The following is a 16,897-nucleotide window of genomic DNA, read 5'->3' as shown; positions in this document are numbered from 1 at the left end:
TCTGGGTTCGAATACACTAGTTGCGTTTATCGGACGTCAACTGCTTTCCACGGCGGGCGCCGGTGTGGATGTAGTTGTCGATAACGATGGCACCGTTGACCATTACGAAGGGAGCTGCGTCAGCGTAGGCGGTTGGTGCTTTGAAAGTGGGCTGTTGTCGCAGGGCATTGGTATCGAAAATCGCTAGGTCCGCGCAGTACCCCTCGAGAAGTCGTCCTCGTCGGGCGATGCCGAAATGATCCGCCACCATCGAGGTCATCTTGCGGATGGCTTCTTCGAAGGTGAGCGTGTGCGTCGTCATGACGTGATGGGCGAGGTAGTGGGTGTGACCGTAGAAGAACAGGGGGTGTTGGGTTCGGGTGAAGAGTGGACCTTGGATTGAGCTGGTGAAACCGTCGACCCCGAGAGCAAAGAGGGGATGCCCGATGGCTTCGGACAGGTGGTCCTCGGTGAACAACGAGCCGATGAACTGGACTCCGGCCATTTCGCTCCCCGCGGATTCGAGAACATCGAAATAGCAGTCCCATTCGTCTTTCCCGAGTCGCGCCGCGATCTCAGGGAACGTGAGGCCTTCGAGCTCGGGTGTTCCTGGGCTTGTCGATAAGGTGACGCGCTCCCACTGGCCCCGATGGATGAATCTCCAGTACCGATCGCAGTCGTCCCTCAGTCGCTCGCGTACCGACGGATCGCGCAAGCTGGCGGCAGCGTTCGCTGGTGGTTCTTCGATGAACCACGGTGGCAGTATGCCCGTGGCCATTCCGATGCCGTGGGGGTACGGCGTCATGTCAGCGAGGACATCGATGCCGGCTTCCCGCTCGTGGACAAGACGATAGACTGCTTCGGCCCATGCGTGGTCGCGTGCCCCTGTGTTGTGTCGAACGTTGAGATGAGAGAGTTGGGCTCGAAGATCACCGCTGCGTACGATATCGAAGAATTCGTCGATCGCCGAGTCGAGGCTTTCATCTCTGTTTCGAATATGGCTGGCGTACATCGCGTTACGTCTTCCAAGGGTGCCGGCGAGTTTACGAAGTTCCTCGCGAGTACTGGATCGGCCGGACCCGTATTCGAGGCCCGTGGACATGCCGACCGCCCCAGCTTCCAGTGCTGCTTCGAGATGGTGAACCAACGAGGCGGCCTGCGTTTCATCGACTCGACTGCCGCGAATGCCCGCGGCGTCGCGCAAAGCACTGTGACCGACGAACCAGAGCAAGTTCTGCGCCGTGCCGCCGGAGTGGACGACGTCGAGGTACCCGGCAAAACTTCGCCATTCGCAGGCTCCGCTGTATCCGAATGACCTCAATCCTGCGAGGACTGTTTCTGCTGACGCCTGGCTCAGCGGTGCATGGGTCACTCCGCAGTTTCCTACCACCTCGGATGTGACGCCTTGTCGGATCGTGCTCTGTGCGTCTCTGTTCGCCAACAATGACCAATCACTATGGCTGTGTGGATCGATGAGCCCAGGGCAGATCGTCAAGCCTGTCGCATCGATGACGCGATCGGCGGCGATCTTCTGTCCGCGGCCGATGTAGGTGAGTGTGTCCTCGACAATCCCGATGTCGGCGCGGCTGGCGGGCTTTCCGGTTCCGTCGACAATGGTTCCGCCGACAATGGCAATATCGAACATCTGGTTTCCTCGCGTCCTCATGAAAATGATCAGGTCAGATCAGTGCTGTACCGGTCAGTTGTTCGGGTCAGAAGCGCGAGGGATACGAGCGCACCCACGACAAGATAGGTCGCCGGTGCGAGCGGACTGTGAGTTTGAGATGCCAGGAATGTGTTCACGAACGGAGCAGTGCCACCGAAGAGAGCCACACTGACGTTATAGCTGCTCGCGAACGCGGTGCTGCGAATCTTCGTTGGAAAGAACTCGACGAACATGGACGCCATCGGCCCGCTGACGGCGGCGAAAGACATAACGAACAGCAACTGCCCGATGAGAACTGGAACGAAACTGCCGCTCGTCACCAGCAGGAAGACTGGGAAAGTCACAATAGTCAAGGCGCTCATGCCGGCAATCATGAGTGGTTTCCGCCCGATCCGGTCGGACAGTGCGCCGAACCCCACGATCGCCGGTATCTGGAGTGAGAGCGCTATGACGTTACTGGTGAGCGCGGAGGAGAGCGGCAAATCCGTCACCCCTGAGATGAACGCTGGAAAGCTGGTCGCGGTGTAACCGGCGACAGTAATGCCGAAGACGATTCCAACAAGCATCAACCAGTCCCGTAGCGGCGTGTGCGCTTGCTGTGCAGTTTGGTTCGGCGTCAGATTTGCATTCGCATTCGCATTCGCATTCGCGGTACCGGTGACACCTTGCTGGGCGAGTAGGGCCTTGTACGCCGGTGACTCGTCGAGTTTGAGTCGCACATATAGTCCGATTGCCGCGACCGCACCCCCAAGGATGAAAGGTACTCGCCATACGCCGGCATCGATTGTCGATTCAGGCAAGGTGGTGATGAGGATTGTTGCGACACCGGTGCCCAGAAGAAAGCCGCCGACTGTCGACGCCTGCATGATCCCCCCGAAGAGACCGCGTCGTCCAGTGCGAGCGTGTTCGATGAGGTAAGTCGCACCGCCGGTCCACTCTGCTCCCACCGCGAACCCTTGGATCATTCTCAGCGCGATCAGCAGTAGAGGCGCCGCGATACCGATGGAGGAGAACGTCGGCAATAGGCCGATCAACACGCTGGATCCGCCGACGACGATCATAGTGATAGCCAGCATTTTTCGCCGGCCAGCACGGTCCCCCATGCGACCGAAGAAGTATGCTCCGAGGGGCCGGCAGACAAATCCGACGGCGTAGGTCCCGAGGGTGATCAGGAGTGAGACGGTGGGGTCGTCAGTGGGGAAGAACAGTCGTGCCATCACGACGGCGAGTGCGCCGTAGATTGCGAAGTCGTACCACTCCAGAACAGTGCCGAACATGCTGGACGCAATGACTTTCGCGGGCACTCGCTGCTGCTGGGAAACGCTTGTGTGGGTTGTGGCCATAGTAATTCCGATCCTGGTTGGAAGAAGATTCAGGTGAGCGGCGTCGATGTTTCTGAAGGGGGGGAGGAAGGTTCTGTATTTTTGATACAAAGCCCGGAGTCCGTTGCACCCTATGCGGACTCACCAATGAAGGCTTTTCGTGAATAAGGTTGCTTGACAAGGTCTGCGCTTGCCTGAGCCGATTGATGTCAGCGGGGCTGATTCTCGAGCCTCCGCTTGGGCCCTGCGATGAGACACGGGCACCGGTTGGCCAAGGGGCCGTTCTGTGATCGTCAGTCCCAGGTTGGTGCCTCGTCGCGGACGTAGTGGGTTGTGAACTTTTCTGCACGTAATCGCGAATGATGCGTCCGGTGAACAAACCCAAAGATGTTCCCGGAGTTACTATTGGGGGCCGATCTTCGATCTACTTTGCTGAACGGGACATCAGGTTGCTCGCGAACGTCGGATCAACGGGGAAGTAGGGCGTCGACGTCGGTGAACTGACCTAAAGATTCTCGATCGAGTTCGATTCCTAGCCCGGGTCCCTCGGGGATGGCGAGCATGCCGTCGGAGTCCAAGACCCAAGGTTCAGTGCAGATCCCATCGACGTAGTCCGATCCCGCGATGTACTCCACGAGATCGGTCTCAGCGAGGGCGGACGCGAGTTGGAGGTCGGCGGCGAGCCCGATTCCGGTGTTCCATCCGTGGGGAATCAAGCGGATTCCGCGATCTTGTGCCATCCATCCGATTCGGCGCTGTTCGCTGAGGCCGCCGACCTTCGTTACATCCGGCTGGACGATGTCGAATGCTCCCTGTTCGACCCAGGGGAGAAAGCTCTGACGCCTGGTGAACACTTCGCCACCAGAGATGGGGACCGGGGCGGACCTACGCAATTCCACGTAGTCGGCGAGCGCGTCAGGGGAGAGTGGTTCTTCGAACCAGGACACCTCGTACTGATCGAGCATGCGTGCGGTACGCAACGCCCATTTGAGGTCGTTTCTCCAGTTGCTGTCGCTTCCACCCGCGTCGACCATGAGTAGTGAATCCGGCCCAATCGCACTCCGTGCGGCTTTGACGATCTCTTCGTCTTGGCGTGTGTCGACCCGGCCGAACGGACCCCAGCCGATCTTGAACGCTGTCCAGCCCCGATCCTTCAGGTCCGACAGTTGATCGGACATCCGCTGTGGTTCGTCCATCAACAGGGAAGCGTAGGGGCGCACGCGCTCTCGGTATCGTCCACCGAGCAATCGGCCCACCGGTTGACCCGTTGCCTTGCCGAGAATGTCCCACAGGGCAATGTCGACGCCGGAGATCGTATGGGTTACGGAGCCGCCACGCCCCATCCAGAACGTCGTGCGATGCAGGCGCTCACTGACGCGTTCCGGTTCGAGTGGATTTTCTCCCAGAAGAGATGGTTCGAGTAGTTGGAGTGCCGCTCTGGCGAGATTTTCGGTCGTGAAAACGCTCCCGACCCCGACGATCCCTTCGTCGGTGTGCACCGCGACGAGTGTGTGCACGACGTCGTCTGCGCGCAGTTCTTCCTCCCACCCACCCAACGGTGTCTTTCCGCGTAGGCCGGCCACTGTCACCTTGATGATTTTCACGTTGTCTCTATCTGCTCGGTGTGAGATTCGTCGCCGAGTCTAAAGCCATGCATGGCAGATGGTCAACCATCTGCCATATTCAATGTGCCATGATTGAGAAAATCTCTCAGAGCTGGAAGGAACACATGACTACCCTCGATCTGGCTCCCGGAGAATTGCCGGAATCGCGACGAGAGTGGCTGTTGAAGCGTCTGCGGAAGGCAATCACGACGGGACAGCTCAGCCCTGGCGACAGGCTCGTCGAGCGAGATATCTCAGCGCAGACGGGGGTAAGCCGCGGGCCGGTACGGGAGGCCATCATGTTGCTCGAGCAGGAGGGGCTGGTTATCTCCTCTTCGTTCAAAGGAGCCGCGGTCGTCGCTGTCTCGCGCGAGGAGGCGGAGAACGTTCTGATTCCTATTCGTTTGGTGCTCGAAGAATTCGCGTTCCGGCACGCCACGAACAAGCTTTCTGATGCGGTGTTCGAGAAATTGGAATCGCTGATCGAGGAAATGCGAAGTGCTGCGGCCAACGATGATCGGCAGTTGATCGCAGACGCAGATACCCGATTTCACGAGACCGTCATTGCCGAATGCGGGTGGATTCATTGTGTGCAGGTGTGGAGGACGATCTCTCCGCGGGTACGGATGTACTTTGCCGCAGATGCAGTTCAACACGAATCGCTTGACACCGTTCCGGCGCAACATGTCGAACTGTTGGATGTTCTCCGCCTCGGAGATCCGGAGCTCAGTGCACAGGCGATTCGCAAACACATTGTCGACCGGCCGTAAAGCGTTCGCGCTGGCCGGGCACTCCCGGACGAGAGGCCGCCCAGGCCGAGGTCTACAGGTGATACGGACAAACAGAGCCCAGGGTGTTAGTCGAGCTTTCGAATGCGCTCTCCCAAGGCACTTTTCCACACTACTGGCAACTGCCGGCACTGGCGGCGACGCCTCGGCCCGCCGCTCGAAAACAGTCCACGAGGTCGTCGACCCAGGAACCGCAGACGAGCGAACCACCTCAGTCGGATCAACTTTGAAGGGCATCAGCTGTGAACAATCCCGACATTCGAATTGCTGCAACCGACGACCTAATCGCTGCCGCGGACACGCTGGCTGCTGCGTTCGCCGACTACCCTTGGACACGATGGGTGATCCCCGAGGACAACTACACCGCACGGCTGCACGAACTGCAGCATCTGTATCTGCAACACGCGCATCGACACGGGGTTGTTTTGATCACCGATGACTACGCAGGGGTCGCGGCCCTGCTCCCCGGGGACGCGCCAATGCCCGCGGACGAGACCATGGCGCGGATCATCGATCTATACGCAGATCGGATCAACCGCCTTTCCCCAGGTGAATCGACACCGGGATCGTGGACGCTGGAAACCCTCGGCGTGAACACGCACAGCCAAGGACGCGGGATCGGCGGGCGGCTCATCGAAAAAGCCATCGAGGAAGTCGACAAACGGAACGCTACTGTATTGGCTTTGGAGACTTCGGATTTGCGAAACGTCCGACTGTACGAACGGCACGGATTCAGTATAGTGAGCCACTCTGCGCCCCGTGACGAACCGGAGGTGTGGTCCATGATCCACGCGTTCTCAGACCTTCGGTGAGGGCCGCTCTCATTGGGCAAGTTCGTGAATGACGAGCTACGGGAAGTGGCGTGTGCGAGGTCAGCTCGAACACGTCGGTAGTGCGGTACGGGTCCCTACCCGCTGCCTCGCCGCTCACCGTAAGAGACGCCGGATCAAGGTTCGGCGTATCGGTTGCCGATGTGTTCTCCGACGATGTGGAGTAGGCGTGCTGCTTCCCTCATGGCGACGTCCACGTTCGGTTCGTAGGACGTCAGTGTGTAGATGTCGGACACCCCTGCTGCACGGGCCTCGTCATCGCTGACTTCGCTTCGACCCACCGCGGCAACAACGGTGACTCCCTGCTTGCGGGCAGCTCGGGCGACCCCGATCGGTCCCTTTCCGTGCAGGCTTTGTGCGTCGAGGGAACCTTCGCCCACTACGACGAGGTCTGTGTCGGCGAGGACCTCGTCGAAGCCGGTCAATTCGAGCATGAAGTCGATGCCGGGAACCAAGCGTGCGCGCAGAACGGCGGCGAGACCGAAAGCAAGTCCACCCGCCGCGCCTGCACCGGGGAGGTACCTCGCGTCGTGGCCTGTAGCCGATTCGACCTGATCGGCCCATAACTGCAAGTGCGCGTCGAGGATTCCGACGTCGTGTGGAGTGGCACCCTTCTGCGGACCGTAGACCGCAGCAGCACCTGTCGGACCCGTCAAAGGATTGTCGACGTCACAGACGACTACGACGTCGGTTGAAACAAGACGCGGATCGATGCTGTCGAAGGTAGCGCCGCCGGCGTGGACCACAGCGCCTAGTGCGCGCAGTGCTCCTTGTCCGCCGTCCGTGGTGGCGCTGCCTCCGACTCCGATGACGATGCGGTCCGCTCCTCGATTCAGGGCGTCCGCGATCATCTCACCGACCCCGAACGTCGTTGAGTCCGACGCAGACTTCGATGTGGGGCCGCCAGGCACAAGCGCAAGACCAGCGGCTGCCGACATCTCCATCACCGCGCAGCCATCGAGGAATGCGTACGCGGCGTCGACGATGTCGCCTGTCGGCCCGGTGACCGCACAGTCGACCTGCTCCCAGCCCCGCGCGAGCATCATCTGCACTGTGCCTTCGCCGCCGTCCGCGATGGGGAACTCGACGACGTCCGCATGCGGGATTGTTGTGCGGATTCCGCGAGCCACCGCATCGGCAACCTGCTGGGCGGTCAACGAACCCTTGAATTTGTCAGGTGCCACAACGATTCTCGGACCGGTCATGGCTGATCAGAAACCGACGTGTTCGGTGCCCTTGAGGCCAAGACGTGTCCGCGCCTCGGCGGGGCTGGCCGGGCTGCGATCGAACAACGCAGCAAGTTCGACAGCTTTGCCGACGAGGTCTGCATTGGACTTCGCCACCTCGGTGCGCCGGACGCGCAGGTTGTCTTCGATTCCGACGCGGATGTTGCCGCCGAGCATGAGAGACATTGCCGCGAGGTTGAATTCGTTCGGATAGCCCACACCGGCTGTCGACCAGGTGAACGAGTCCTGACCGAAAAGACGTTCCGCTGTGCGCAGCATGTGGATGAGCTGGTCCGGCTCGCCGCCGTTCGCCCCGAGCACTCCGAGGACGAACTGAATGTTGAACGGCGCTTCGAGATGGCCGTCTTTGATGAGCTGCTTGAGGTTGAACAGTTGGCCCACGTCGTAGACCTCGATCTCCGGACGCGTGTTCGATTCTTTCATCAGCGCGGCCATGTATTCCATGTCGGCGAAGGTGTTCTTGAAGATGTAGTCCCGGGTGCCTTCGAGGTACTCCCGTTCCCAGTCTGCGAACGGGAGGTCGCGCGCCGCGACCGGAAAGATGCCGAAGTTGAAGCTGCCGGCGTTGAACGTACCCATTTCCGGGCGGAACTTCAGGACCGACCCGCGTTCCTCGATGGTCATGCCGCGTCCGCCACCGGTAGTCGGCTGGAGTACAGCATCGGTTTCCTTCTTCAGTTCGGTCAGAAGTCGGTCGAACAGGTCCAGGTCCGCGACCGGCTTGCCGGTTGCTTCCTCACGGACGTGCAAGTGCAGGATCGAGGCGCCTGCTTCGGCTGCTCGAACTCCTTCGCGCACAATCTGATCGACGGTTACCGGGATGGCCGGGCTCTGCGCAGGTACGGTCATGCCGCCGGTGAGTGCACAGGTGATGATGACTTTGTCGTCCATGATGAAAAGAACTCCTAGGTGTGGTGGGTATCGAGCTAGTGGACTGGGAGGGCGGCAAGTTCGGCGAGGACCGAGCGTGTCGGTGTGCGTATCCCGCGCTCGCACTCGTGGACGATGTCGACGATGCGCGAATTCAGGGGGGCGCTGACGGCGACTTTCGCTGCCGTTGCGGTCACTCCGCCATTGATGACGTCGACCTCGGTCAGCGCGCCACGTTCGAGGTCTTGGAGCATCGACGCCTTTGTCGGTCCGAGTGTGGCCATCAGCTTCTCGAGCGACGCATCGGCAGATCGTCGGTCACTCGCGTCTCGCACCACCAGGGACTCCGGTCGGATCCCAGCCACTTCGTCGAGTTCGATGCCGAGAGACCTCGAGACGTCGTAGCCTTCGGCCCACAGGCGGAACGCGGCGTCACGGCCGTCCGCGTCGGCTGCGATCTCGGCGTACGTGAGCCCGCTGACAGCACCGAGTCCCGAAAATGTGCTGTTCAGAAGGAGTTTGGCCCATACCTGGCCGAGTACATTGTCAACGAGTCTGACGTGGGCAGCAGCGGACAGGATCGCCGCAAGTGTTTCTGCACGGCGGGAGCGAGTCCCGTCTTTCTCTCCGAGGACGAACGGCGCCACGGTGGTCTGCGCGAGGTGTCCGACACCGAGATTGGTAGCACCCCACTCGACGACTCCGATGAGGAACCTGTCGCTCCCGACGAGTTGTTCGACGGTGTCCTGGACGAGGCCGTTGCCGAAGGACACGTACGTATCGACCAGGCGGCGCTCGACGAGGGGGGTCAGAGCAGGCTCTATGTAGAGCGCCTTGAGGAACACCAGCGCGAAATCGAAGGTCCCGGTCAGCTCGGATGCGCTCGCGACCGCGTCGATCTTCACCAGCGACACCTGTCCGAGCTCGTCGAACGTCAACCCGGGATCTCGCATGGCCGCCACGTGCGCGGCGTTGGCGTCGAGGACTGTGATGTCGTGTCCGGCGCGCGCGAGATGCGCGGCAGTGACACCGCCGATCGCTCCGGCTCCGACGATCAGGACTCGGGGGCTCATAGGTGTGCCTCCTCGTTGGAAGTGACGCGGGCGGAGGTGATGCGGGGGAAGAGGGCGAGACTGATTGCTGCGCCGATGAGCAGCAGTCCGATGACGAACCAGAGTCCGGAGATGGGGTTACCTGTCGCCTCTTCGAGCAGACCCATGACGAACGGTCCGACGAACCCGCCGAGAATACCGAGGGTGTTGACCAATGCCAGACCGCCTGCCAGCGCGGCGCCGGCGAGACGAGACGCGGGCACGGTGAACAGGATGGCCTGCACGACGAAGAACATCGAGGCCGCGATGCAGAATCCGATCAACGCCAGCACAGGGGCGGACACTGCGGCGATGAGGAAGCCGATGATCATCGAACAGAGTCCACCGAAAAGAATGAAGCGGGAGCGACGGGGGTTGGTGGCGAAGCGGGGGAGCGCAAGTGTTCCTACTGCCGCTGCGATCCAAGGTAGGGCGGTGATGAGTCCGATGGTGAAGTCGGAGAACGTTCCCCACCCGGCGATGATGGACGGAAGGAAGTACGTCAGGCTGTAGACGGCGATCTGGTGGGTGAAGTAGACCAGGATCACCAGGATGATCTGCTTGTCCCGAAGGATGCTGAGGAATGAATGTGTGCCGGAATCAGCTGCTCCCTCGGCTTGTTCACGCTCGAGTCGGGCGGTGAGGTGTGCGGCCTGATCCGCGGTGAGCCACTTCGCGTCTTTGGGCCCGTTGGGTAGGAATTTCCAGACGATGAAGGCGAGTCCGACTGCCGGTAGTCCCTCGATGACGAACATCCATTGCCAGCCGTTCCAGCCAAGGACGCCGTCCATTCCGAGCAGTGCGCCGCCGATGGGTGCGCCGACGATATTGGCGATGCACACTGCGACGAGAAACATGCCGTTGGCGCGAGCTCGATCCTGCTTGCCGAACCAGTAGGTCATGTACAGCATCACGCCGGGGAAGAGTCCAGCTTCGGCGATACCCAGCAGCACTCGCAGGATGTAGAAGGACGTTTCGCCCTGCACGAATGCCATTGCGGCCGAGAGCAACCCCCACGTGATCATGATCCGGGTGATCCACCACCGCGCACCGACCTTGTGCATGGCGTAGTTGCTCGGTACCTCGAACAGTGCATATGCGAGGAAGAACAGTCCGGCGCCGAGACCGTATGCGGCGGCGGAAATCCCGACATCGGCCTCGAGCGCTGTCTTGGCCAGTCCGATGTTGGTTCGGTCGATGAAGGCCATGATGTACGCGGCGATGACCAAGGGCATGATCTTGCGGAAGATGAGCTTCGGCGAGACCTCGTGTTCACCTAGCTCGGGCGAGCGTGCGTGGGCGTGTTCGGACATGGGAGTACCCCCGTTCGGGTCAGTGGTGTCGAAAGCAATGGGTTGTAGCTGTATGGAGACAGTGCGGAAGGGAGTCGGCGGCTTAGGTCATGGTCCTTTTCTGACGCAGCCGCAGGTCGTGCCGATGCGCATTTCGTGTGCCCGCAGGACCGATTGGAACGATCCGCCGACCCCGTCGATGCGGCGCACCAACAGTTCGAGCGCCTGCTCGGCAAGTTCTCGGCGTGGTTGCCGGACCGTGGTCAGTTCGACGAGTGAAGACGCACCTGGGAACAGGCCGTCGAACCCGGTGACGGCGACGTCCTGCGGAACACGAATGTTGTTGACGCGCAACGCACTGATAGCACCGAGTGCGATCACGTCGCTGCCGCAGACCAGAGCTCGGGGGAGCACTTTGCTGCTCAGGAGCTGCTGCACGGCCTGCGCACCGCCGGATTCGCTGAGGTAGGTGGTGATGCCGCGCCCATTCGAGACACGCAACCCGTGTCGGTCGATCACGCTTCGGAAGCCGGCCTCGCGGGCCGCGGACGCACTCGAGGTTCGTGGTCCAGTGATGGTTACGATATCGGTGTAACCGTGCCCGACGACGTGCTCCATCATCTGCGTAGCTGCAGTGAAGTCGTCGATGCCGACGAAATCACCGGCGACGCTCTCGATACGGCGCGACAGTTGAACAAAGGGAATGTGCGCGCTGCGCAGAGAGCGGATGACATCTCCGTCGTCCGGATGCAGCACAGTGAGCACCACCCCGTCGACTTGGCGGGCGATCATGGCCTCGGTGATGCTGCGCAGCGTGTCCGGATCTTCTTGAGTGTGTGAAACGAAGACCTCGTACCCCTTGCCGCGGGCCGCGTCTATCGCGCCGGCGGCGATCTCGGCGTAGAAGGGATTGGCGATGTCGGTCAACACCAGACCGATGACGCGAGTGCGTTGGGCTCTGAGCTGATCGGCTCGAACACTCGAGGTGTGACCCAGGCGCTGCGCTACATCGAGAACATGCGAGCGCGTCTCGGCCGACACACCCGCTCGTCCGTTCATGACGTACGACACCGTGGCAGTCGAGACACCCGCTGTGCGTGCGACCTGCGCGGCGGAGATGCGAGGGCGAATCGTCGAACTCGCCGCAAAGCCGTCAGCGCTGCCGACGATGTCATTCTCACCGCTCGGTCTCACTGCCTCCACCTCCTCAGGTTCTGCCGTAGTGGGGTCCGAGATTAAGTGTGATGTGAATCATTAAGCAACGTTAAGCTACGGCGCGGTCCTCACCCCACTGAGACGGCGAGGGTGGGGGAGAACTCCGGCAGGTCACAACCGCTGAAGGCGCGTAGGTGGCCTTACAGAACAGCTGCGGAGCATGACCTCGGTCGCTGAAGGAGCCGAAAGTGACGAACCTCATAACTTAACGTTGCTTAACAGTGACGCCGTTCCTAGTGTTCCCTCGGTCGACCCGAACACCGGCACCGCCGCTGGGAAGTCGGCACGTTCACTGAAAGGACGAAGATGGACATCGGTCCTGTTCTCTCTCGACGGGCTCTGTTGCGTGGCACGGCCGGCGCATCCCTGATGGGTCTACTGGCGGCGTGTTCCGCGACGCCCGATACGTCGGCCGGTGGATCGGGCGGCTATCGCATCGGTTACTCGAACGGGGTTATCGGTAACTCATGGCGAGGTCAGTTCGTCGCGAACATCGAAGACAAGGGCGTGCAGCTGCGGCAGTCCGGGGTCGTGTCGGAACTGCGCATCGTCAACAGTGCGGCCGACATCACGCAGCAGATCAGTCAGCTCAACAATTTCCTGAGCTCCGACCTCGATGCCGTGCTGATCGATCCGGTGTCGGCCGGCTCGGTCCAGGCCGTCATTCCGCGCCTTCAGGCGGCTGGAATGCTGGTGGTGGTCTCCAACGATCCTGCGCCGACGCCGGACGCACTGAACGTTATCGGTGACAACAGCACGTGGTGGCGGATGCAAACACAATGGCTCGTCGAACAATTGGGCGGACAGGGCAAGATTGTGATGGTCACTGGAGTGCCAGGATCCACCGCAGACGTCCAGCGGGTGAAGGCTGCGCAAGAAGTGCTCGCAGATGCACCAGGAATAGAGGTGGTCGCCTCGGTTCCCGGGTTCTGGGATCCCGCAAAAGCGCGCACGGCGATGGCCAACGTCCTCGCCACGCAATCGCAGATCGACGGCGTCTTGATGCAAGATGTGATGGCGGAAGGCGTCATTCGCGCCTTCCAATCCTCAGACCGAGCACTGCCGAAGGTGATGACCGGCGACTACACGGCAGGGTTCTTGCGCACCTGGGCGTCGCTGCCCGATCTGGTGTCCATCGGGGTGCCGTATTCCCCCACCAACGGTGCGGATTCCATCGAGTTCACCGTACGTCTGTTGCAGGGCAGAGAGATCCGGCCGGACATGCTTTCGCCGAACCCCGAACGCGAGGACTTGCGCAACGCAGTCCTGCTCGCTCCGTCTCTGGCCATCACTCGTGACGGGAAACCCGGGCCGTGGACTCCGGCGGGGACGGATGTCATCAGTTTGGACGACGCTTTGGCCCGGGTGGAGGGCAAGCCGGACAACTACACACTCGAGGCACCCATGCCCGTCGATCGAATCGAGGAGTTCTTCTGATGACGCTGCGGGTACGGAACATTACGAAGGACTACGGTCACGTGCGGGCGCTCCAAGGCGCCGATCTTGTTTTGCGGCCTGGTGAAATACGGGCGCTGTTGGGCGGGAACGGGTCCGGTAAGAGCACCCTCACGAAAGTGCTCACCGGTGTCACAGCTCCGGATGGCGGCACGATCGACATCGACGGCGCCGAGGCTCTCGTCGCTGGCCCCAATGCAGCAGCTCGGCTCGGCATTGCGGCGACATACCAGGAGGTCGCGCTGGCCGGCGATCTCACAGTCGCCGAGAATTTGTGTGTACGGCGGATGCCGACCCGTTTGAAAGTGTTGGCCGCGCCGTCGCGTAGCAACGATGCCCTGTCTGCCGCCCTCGGCCGTGTCGGTTTGTCGGCGTCGATTCTCGGCAAGTACGTCCGCGATCTCGATCTCGAGCAACGATCGTTGGTCGAACTGGCGCGGGTGCTCGCATCCCGGCCGAAATACGTGGTGCTCGACGAGCTCACCGCATCCCTTCGGGCCGAACGTGTCGACCTCGTCGGTGACATCATTGCCGAGCTTTCCGCCGCTGGCACAGCGGTCCTCTTCGTCTCGCATCGACTCGAAGAGATAGAACGGTTCTGCACGAGTGCGACGGTGCTCAGAAATGGGCGCGTCGTCCTGGACGGCTCATTGTCCGAACTCAGTATCGAAGACCTCGTCACCGCCATGACCGGTGAGACTCAAGCCGCAGACGACCGCCGACGTGTGGTCCGAGCAGCGGGGGAGGCGGGAGGTGCGGTATTGGTCGCCGACGAACTCAGGGTTCCGGGCGCGTCCGGCCCGATCTCGCTGACCTTGGAGTCCAAGACCGTGACGGGTATTGCGGGACTGAGCGGACAAGGGCAGGGCGAGCTGCTTCGTGCTCTTGCCGGTACCGCACCGGCGGAGGGCACCATCACCGTCGGCGGTCGCGCGTTGTCATTGGGGAACGTGCGCGAGTTCGTCTCGCGCGGAGTCGGATTCGTATCCGGTGAGCGTGACCGTGAGATGTCGTTCGGGGTACGGACCGTGGACGAAAATGCGCGATCGGTCTCGATCTCGCGACGCACGCAGTTCGACGTCGGTGCGATGCTCGGCCGATTGCAGCTTCCCTCGACCCACCGCAAGGCGGCGATGAGTGGACTGTCCGGAGGGCAGCAGCAGAAGGTGATACTCGGCCGTTGGTTGGGGTCGAACCCGACGGTCCTCGTCGCAGACGACCCCACGCGCGGCATCGACATCGGGGCGCGCCGAGAGATTCACCGTCTGATCCGGGAGATAGCCGACGCCGGGTCTGCAGTGCTGATCACGTCGAGCGACGATCACGAACTGGCAGAGGTGTGCGACCGCGTGATCGTCATCTACCGCGGCGAGATGGTCGCAGAACTGTCCGGCGCCGATGTCACCGAGCAGAAGATCGCGGACGCGTCCGTCCGGAGCGGACTCCTACACAGCGCCAGGAAGGCAGCACGATGACCACACTGGACTCGACTCGATCACGGCCGGAGAGCCGCGACGTCGACGCGTCACCCACGAGGGTGCAGCAGATGCGTCGGTGGCCCGGCCTTCCCATCTTGGTTCTGTTCGTCATCATGCTGCTCGTGTGTACCGCGCTTCGGCCCCAGTTCGTCACTGCACCGTCGTTGTCCGGCTTTCTTGCGATCTTCGCGCCGTCGATCTGTCTCGCAATCGGAGTCGGCTTCGTGATGTCGGTAGGAAGCATCGACCTGTCCATCGGCCCGTTGATGGGTGTCGCGAACATCCTCACCGTGCTGCTGGGCTCGGTTGGCTTCTCGCTGTTCACGGCAGGACCGAGCGGGGCTGCTGCCGCCTGCTCCGAACCTGGATTATGTTCGCAAGGACTGCCGTTCGCCCTCGCAGCGACGATCGCGATTGCGGTGACCGGACTGTTCGGATTGATCAACGGGCTGCTCGTGGCCTGTGTTCGCCTGCAGCCGCTACTGGCGACGCTCGCCAGTGGGTTCGTCGTCACCGGAATCGGCCTGTGGTTCTTCCCGAAACCCGGCGGCAGCGTCAGCTCGGCGGCAGTCAGCGCGTACGGCACACCTGCACTGCTCTCACTACCACTGCTGGCCATCGCTGTAGTCGTACTGGTTGCGGTTCTGCTGGCGAAGTCGCCGCTGGGAGTGCGGATGCGGGCTGTCGGTAGCGATCGCCAGCGCGCGTATTCCGCTTTGATCGACGTCTCCCGCACCACGGTCCTCGCCTTCACCACAGCCGGCGTACTCGCCGGCGTCGCCGGAGTGTTGTTCACGCTGTCCGTCGCGTCCGCCGACCCCACCATCGGAGTGACATTTACCCTCAACGCCATTGCGGGAGCTGTTCTCGGTGGGGCAGCACTTCGCGGCGGCCGACTCGACCCGCTCGGGCCACTACTGGGAGCCGCAACTCTCGGTCTCGTCGGGGTTCTCATCGACGCGCTCGACGTTCCCACGTACTTCCAACAACTCGCATCGGGAGTGATCATCGTCGTCGCCCTCGCGGCGACCACCCGCACCGCACGCGCCAGAAAGGCACGATCATGACCGCGACAACAGTGACCGACTCGACGGACGCAGGCCCCGGAATCCGTGCGCGGATCCGGCGGGCGACGTGGATCCCGGCGGTTGCCACCGCGGTGATCCTGTTCGTCCTGGGAGGTGTGCTCTCCCCGGGTTACGCCACGTGGCAGAACCTCAACGACATCCTCGCGGTCGCCGCCATTCTCGCGATCGCCGCGGCAGGGCAGACTCTGGTCATCATCGCGGGCGACTTCGGTATAGACCTGTCCATCGGCGCGGTCATGTCGCTGACGGCTGTGCTCGCATACATGACCATGGCAGGCGGCGCGTCGATGCTGCCCGTCGCACTGGTCGTCGTCATCGTGGTCGGTGCCGTATTCGGCCTTGTCAACGGCCTCATCGTGACCGTGTTCAAACTGCCCGCGCTGGTCGTGACGCTCGGTACCCTCGTCATCGCCGCCGGGCTGACCTTTGCCATCGCCCAGGGAGGAACACCCGCCGGATCCGTACCCGCTGTGTTGTTGGATCTGTCATCGGCCAGCATCGGAGGCATCAGACCGATCACCCTGATCGCCGTACTTCTTGTGGGACTCCTGGCTGTCTACCTCAAACGCAGTCGGTTCGGACGTCAACTGCTCCTCGTCGGCAGCAATCGTGAGGCGGCCCGGCTCAGTGGAATTCCCGTCCGGCGTGTCGTGATCACCGCGTTCGTCGGAGCCGGTGTTCTCGCTGGCATCGCAGGAATCCTGCTGCTCGGATACGCGGGCACTGCGAACCTCTCGCTCGGCGCGGACTACCAAATTCTGACCATATCGGCAGCGGTGATCGGCGGTGCAGCACTGTCCGGCGGCGACGGCAATGTCGTTCGCACCGCCGCAGGAGCGATCGCGCTGCAAGTGCTCACGACTTTCCTGTTGACTGTGGGAGTGGGCAACGCCGTACGACAGATCGTCACGGGGTTGATATTGCTCGTACTATTGCTGGCCAATTCACGAACCCCGCGCCTACGCGCATGAC

At 61.8% G+C, this 16,897-nt stretch carries 14 protein-coding genes; 6 read left to right on the top strand and 8 right to left on the bottom strand.

The window, feature by feature from the left end; all coding sequences use genetic code 11:
- Positions 1–16 precede the first annotated feature (16 nt).
- The 3 genes from D8W71_RS01810 to D8W71_RS01800 form a co-directional block, all read right to left on the bottom strand.
- Entirely contained in the window at positions 17–1,624 is a 1,608-nt protein-coding gene (locus D8W71_RS01810) for an N-acyl-D-amino-acid deacylase family protein (protein WP_121110484.1), read from the bottom strand.
- Between the two features lie 29 nt (positions 1,625–1,653).
- Positions 1,654–2,988 carry an MFS transporter gene (locus D8W71_RS01805; RefSeq protein WP_201265226.1) on the bottom strand — a complete coding sequence of 445 codons (1,335 nt, stop codon included), beginning with the start codon at positions 2,986–2,988 and terminating at the stop codon, positions 1,654–1,656.
- Between the two features lie 446 nt (positions 2,989–3,434).
- Complete coding sequence (locus D8W71_RS01800; protein ID WP_121110480.1) at positions 3,435–4,571, bottom strand: mandelate racemase/muconate lactonizing enzyme family protein; 1,137 nt, start codon at positions 4,569–4,571, stop codon at positions 3,435–3,437.
- Between the two features lie 20 nt (positions 4,572–4,591).
- Between D8W71_RS01800 and D8W71_RS01795 the strand changes: the two genes are divergently transcribed.
- Both D8W71_RS01795 and D8W71_RS01790 read left to right on the top strand, forming a co-directional pair.
- Complete coding sequence (locus D8W71_RS01795) at positions 4,592–5,341, top strand: GntR family transcriptional regulator (RefSeq protein ID WP_201265225.1); 750 nt, start codon at positions 4,592–4,594, stop codon at positions 5,339–5,341.
- Positions 5,342–5,601: 260 nt separating this feature from the next.
- Positions 5,602–6,171: a GNAT family N-acetyltransferase gene (locus tag D8W71_RS01790; protein WP_121110476.1), complete on the top strand. Its 570-nt coding sequence runs from the start codon at positions 5,602–5,604 to the stop codon at positions 6,169–6,171.
- Between the two features lie 134 nt (positions 6,172–6,305).
- On the opposite strand, the gene D8W71_RS01785 is transcribed toward D8W71_RS01790, so the two are convergent.
- The 5 genes from D8W71_RS01785 to D8W71_RS01765 all read right to left on the bottom strand — a co-directional run bounded on the left by D8W71_RS01785 (position 6,306) and on the right by D8W71_RS01765 (position 11,883).
- Complete coding sequence (locus D8W71_RS01785; protein ID WP_121110474.1) at positions 6,306–7,394, bottom strand: glycerate kinase; 1,089 nt, start codon at positions 7,392–7,394, stop codon at positions 6,306–6,308.
- A gap of 6 nt (positions 7,395–7,400) precedes the next feature.
- The gene (locus D8W71_RS01780; protein ID WP_121110472.1) at positions 7,401–8,327 is read right to left on the bottom strand and encodes a 3-keto-5-aminohexanoate cleavage protein; all 927 of its coding nucleotides are present in this window, start codon (positions 8,325–8,327) and stop codon (positions 7,401–7,403) included.
- A 35-nt stretch (positions 8,328–8,362) separates the two neighbouring features.
- Entirely contained in the window at positions 8,363–9,379 is a 1,017-nt protein-coding gene (locus tag D8W71_RS01775; RefSeq protein WP_121110470.1) for a ketopantoate reductase family protein, read from the bottom strand.
- Positions 9,376–10,710 carry an MFS transporter gene (locus tag D8W71_RS01770; protein ID WP_121110468.1) on the bottom strand — a complete coding sequence of 445 codons (1,335 nt, stop codon included), beginning with the start codon at positions 10,708–10,710 and terminating at the stop codon, positions 9,376–9,378. The genes D8W71_RS01775 and D8W71_RS01770 overlap by 4 nt, the downstream gene beginning before the upstream one ends.
- 87 nt (positions 10,711–10,797) lie before the next feature.
- Positions 10,798–11,883 carry a LacI family DNA-binding transcriptional regulator gene (locus tag D8W71_RS01765; protein ID WP_236077666.1) on the bottom strand — a complete coding sequence of 362 codons (1,086 nt, stop codon included), beginning with the start codon at positions 11,881–11,883 and terminating at the stop codon, positions 10,798–10,800.
- A gap of 327 nt (positions 11,884–12,210) precedes the next feature.
- On the opposite strand from D8W71_RS01765, the gene D8W71_RS01760 reads away from it, so the two are divergent.
- From D8W71_RS01760 to D8W71_RS01745, 4 genes are read left to right on the top strand one after another with little or no spacing between them, the layout of a single operon-like run.
- A complete protein-coding gene (locus D8W71_RS01760; protein ID WP_121110466.1) occupies positions 12,211–13,341 on the top strand; it encodes an ABC transporter substrate-binding protein in 1,131 nt (376 codons plus the stop codon).
- Positions 13,341–14,834, top strand: coding sequence for a sugar ABC transporter ATP-binding protein (locus D8W71_RS01755; RefSeq protein WP_121110464.1), 1,494 nt, complete (start codon positions 13,341–13,343; stop codon positions 14,832–14,834). Before D8W71_RS01760 ends, D8W71_RS01755 begins: the two co-directional genes overlap by 1 nt.
- On the top strand, positions 14,831–15,904 hold the full coding sequence (locus D8W71_RS01750) for an ABC transporter permease (RefSeq protein WP_121110462.1): 1,074 nt from the start codon (positions 14,831–14,833) through the stop codon (positions 15,902–15,904). Before D8W71_RS01755 ends, D8W71_RS01750 begins: the two co-directional genes overlap by 4 nt.
- Positions 15,901–16,896, top strand: coding sequence for an ABC transporter permease (locus tag D8W71_RS01745; protein ID WP_121110460.1), 996 nt, complete (start codon positions 15,901–15,903; stop codon positions 16,894–16,896). Before D8W71_RS01750 ends, D8W71_RS01745 begins: the two co-directional genes overlap by 4 nt.
- Position 16,897: the final 1 nt, after the last annotated feature.

The sequence above is a fragment of the Rhodococcus sp. P1Y genome, assembly GCF_003641205.1.
GTDB lineage: Bacteria > Actinomycetota > Actinomycetes > Mycobacteriales > Mycobacteriaceae > Rhodococcoides.
This window is presented reverse-complemented; position numbering and strand designations above follow the sequence as displayed.

What these genes read in the sequence shown, in the direction of transcription:
- D8W71_RS01750 (WP_121110462.1), top strand. Translation starts at nt 14,831, where the DNA reads ATGACCACACTGGACTCGACTCGATCACGGCCGGAGAGCCGCGACGTC.
- D8W71_RS01810 (WP_121110484.1), bottom strand. Translation starts at nt 1,624, where the DNA reads ATGTTCGATATTGCCATTGTCGGCGGAACCATTGTCGACGGAACCGGA.
- D8W71_RS01780 (WP_121110472.1), bottom strand. Translation starts at nt 8,327, where the DNA reads ATGGACGACAAAGTCATCATCACCTGTGCACTCACCGGCGGCATGACC.
- D8W71_RS01775 (WP_121110470.1), bottom strand. Translation starts at nt 9,379, where the DNA reads ATGAGCCCCCGAGTCCTGATCGTCGGAGCCGGAGCGATCGGCGGTGTC.
- D8W71_RS01805 (WP_201265226.1), bottom strand. Translation starts at nt 2,988, where the DNA reads ATGGCCACAACCCACACAAGCGTTTCCCAGCAGCAGCGAGTGCCCGCG.
- D8W71_RS01745 (WP_121110460.1), top strand. Translation starts at nt 15,901, where the DNA reads ATGACCGCGACAACAGTGACCGACTCGACGGACGCAGGCCCCGGAATC.
- D8W71_RS01770 (WP_121110468.1), bottom strand. Translation starts at nt 10,710, where the DNA reads ATGTCCGAACACGCCCACGCACGCTCGCCCGAGCTAGGTGAACACGAG.
- D8W71_RS01755 (WP_121110464.1), top strand. Translation starts at nt 13,341, where the DNA reads ATGACGCTGCGGGTACGGAACATTACGAAGGACTACGGTCACGTGCGG.
- D8W71_RS01785 (WP_121110474.1), bottom strand. Translation starts at nt 7,394, where the DNA reads ATGACCGGTCCGAGAATCGTTGTGGCACCTGACAAATTCAAGGGTTCG.
- D8W71_RS01760 (WP_121110466.1), top strand. Translation starts at nt 12,211, where the DNA reads ATGGACATCGGTCCTGTTCTCTCTCGACGGGCTCTGTTGCGTGGCACG.